General features: G+C 48.2%; 2 tRNA genes and 2 rRNA genes (1 of these 4 running past the window's edge). All 4 read left to right on the top strand.

Going from position 1 to position 2,784, the window contains the following annotated elements:
* The first annotated feature begins 140 nt into the window (after positions 1–140).
* Positions 141–1,668 (top strand): 16S ribosomal RNA (locus C4S38_RS15575).
* Positions 1,669–1,857: 189 nt separating this feature from the next.
* Positions 1,858–1,931 (top strand) — tRNA-Ile (locus C4S38_RS15570).
* Positions 1,932–1,953: 22 nt separating this feature from the next.
* A tRNA-Ala gene (locus C4S38_RS15565) sits at positions 1,954–2,030 on the top strand.
* Between the two features lie 138 nt (positions 2,031–2,168).
* A 23S ribosomal RNA gene (locus tag C4S38_RS15560) occupies positions 2,169–2,784 on the top strand; it runs 2,263 nt beyond the window's last position.
* The 16S and 23S rRNA genes sit together here with 2 tRNA genes alongside, the layout of an rRNA operon.

Below are 2,784 nucleotides of genomic sequence, written 5' to 3'. Positions count from 1 at the left end.
ACGAGTTCTTTGAAAGATTTACATACAACAAGTAGTACAAGTATTATACAGACATTAGATGTTTGTTTTATAGAATAATAATACCGTCAATTACTTAATAGATTTAGAGATTCTGAGCAAAAGGTATAAAAAACAAATTAACAACGAAGAGTTTGATCCTGGCTCAGGATGAACGCTAGCGACAGGCTTAACACATGCAAGTCGAGGGGTAGCAGGGGGTAGCAATATCCCGCTGACGACCGGCGCACGGGTGAGTAACGCGTATGCAACTTACCTATCAGAGAGGGATAACCCGGCGAAAGTCGGACTAATACCACATGAAACAGGGGTCCCGCATGGGAATATTTGTTAAAGATTTATTGCTGATAGATAGGCATGCGTTCCATTAGATAGTTGGTGGGGTAACGGCCCACCAAGTCTGCGATGGATAGGGGTTCTGAGAGGAAGGTCCCCCACATTGGTACTGAGACACGGACCAAACTCCTACGGGAGGCAGCAGTGAGGAATATTGGTCAATGGGCGAGAGCCTGAACCAGCCAAGTCGCGTGAAGGATGAAGGTTCTATGGATTGTAAACTTCTTTTAGAGGGGAATAAAGTGCGGGACGTGTCCTGTTTTGTATGTACCCTCTGAATAAGCATCGGCTAACTCCGTGCCAGCAGCCGCGGTAATACGGAGGATGCGAGCGTTATCCGGATTTATTGGGTTTAAAGGGTGCGTAGGTGGATGTTTAAGTCAGCGGTGAAAGTTTGTGGCTCAACCATAAAATTGCCGTTGAAACTGGATATCTTGAGTATGTTTGAGGTAGGCGGAATGCGTGGTGTAGCGGTGAAATGCATAGATATCACGCAGAACTCCGATTGCGAAGGCAGCTTACTAAACCAACACTGACACTGAAGCACGAAAGCGTGGGTATCAAACAGGATTAGATACCCTGGTAGTCCACGCAGTAAACGATGATTACTAGGAGTTTGCGATATATTGTAAGCTCTACAGCGAAAGCGTTAAGTAATCCACCTGGGGAGTACGCCGGCAACGGTGAAACTCAAAGGAATTGACGGGGGCCCGCACAAGCGGAGGAACATGTGGTTTAATTCGATGATACGCGAGGAACCTTACCCGGGTTTGAACGTAAGAAGACCGGAGTGGAAACACTCTTTCTAGCAATAGCTTTTTACGAGGTGCTGCATGGTTGTCGTCAGCTCGTGCCGTGAGGTGTCGGCTTAAGTGCCATAACGAGCGCAACCCTTATCACTAGTTACTAACAGGTCAAGCTGAGGACTCTAGTGAGACTGCCAGCGTAAGCTGTGAGGAAGGTGGGGATGACGTCAAATCAGCACGGCCCTTACATCCGGGGCGACACACGTGTTACAATGGCATGGACAAAGGGCGGCTACACAGCGATGTGATGCTAATCCCCAAACCATGTCTCAGTTCGGATCGGAGTCTGCAACTCGACTCCGTGAAGCTGGATTCGCTAGTAATCGCGCATCAGCCATGGCGCGGTGAATACGTTCCCGGGCCTTGTACACACCGCCCGTCAAGCCATGGGAGCCGGGGGTACCTGAAGTCCGTAACCGTTGAGGATCGGCCTAGGGTAAAACTGGTGACTGGGGCTAAGTCGTAACAAGGTAGCCGTACCGGAAGGTGCGGCTGGAACACCTCCTTTCTGGAGCAAAGGGTCTCAAAAATAGAGTAAAGGAATCGGTATTATATTCTTTACTTGTACTACGGTTGCTATGTATTAAGAAATATGATCTTACTCAAAAAAGGAGAAATTATGGATAAGATTCCATGTTTGTCCTTAGGTAGGGAAAGAGAGAAAAATGATGCTGAGAGTAATCGAGGCAAAGTTGACAGTCCTATAGCTCAGTTGGTTAGAGCGCTACACTGATAATGTAGAGGTCGGCAGTTCAACTCTGCCTGGGACTACAAGAAAATCTCAAGAAAAAAGGGGGGATTAGCTCAGCTGGCTAGAGCATCTGCCTTGCACGCAGAGGGTCAACGGTTCGAATCCGTTATTCTCCACCAGGATTGCCGGTACGTCAGTAACGTCAGGCAGTCATAAAGATCTTTGACATGATGGACAAAAGAATAAAGTAAAGTAGAGCAAAGCTGAAGATATATCAGCCCGACGCGGTACTATTCGTAGTACGGTGTCAAAGGTGAAAGAAAGTAAGCAAGGGCAGACGGTGGATGCCTAGGCTCTCGGAGGCGACGAAGGACGTGATAAGCTGCGATAAGCTTGGGGTAGGTGCAAATAACCATTGATCCCAGGATTTCCGAATGGGGCAACCCGTCAGGTTGAAGGCCTGTCACCATGTAACCATGGAGCGAACGTGGGGAACTGAAACATCTAAGTACCCATAGGAGAAGAAAACAAAAGTGATTCCGCAAGTAGTGGCGAGCGAACGCGGAAGAGCCCAAACCAATGCTGTTTAGGCAGTATTGGGGTTGTAGGACCACGCTATAGCAAGAAGTTATCGAAATAGAACGTTTTGGAAAGAACGGCCATAGACGGTGAAAGCCCGGTATATGACTCTTTAATGAAGCTTAGTGGTATCCTGAGTAGCGCGGGGCACGAGAAATCCTGTGTGAACCAGCGGGGCCCATCCCGTAAGGCTAAATACTCCCGAGAGACCGATAGTGAACCAGTACCGTGAGGGAAAGGTGAAAAGAACCTCGAACAGAGGAGTGAAATAGTCCCTGAACCCGTCTGCCTACAAGCGGTCGGAGCATCGTAAGATGTGACGGCGTGCCTTTTGCATAATGAACCTACGAGTTA

Source organism: Parabacteroides chinchillae (assembly GCF_900108035.1).
GTDB lineage: Bacteria > Bacteroidota > Bacteroidia > Bacteroidales > Tannerellaceae > Parabacteroides > Parabacteroides chinchillae.
Note: the sequence above shows the minus strand (reverse complement) of the source record. Positions and strands in the feature narration are given on the sequence as shown.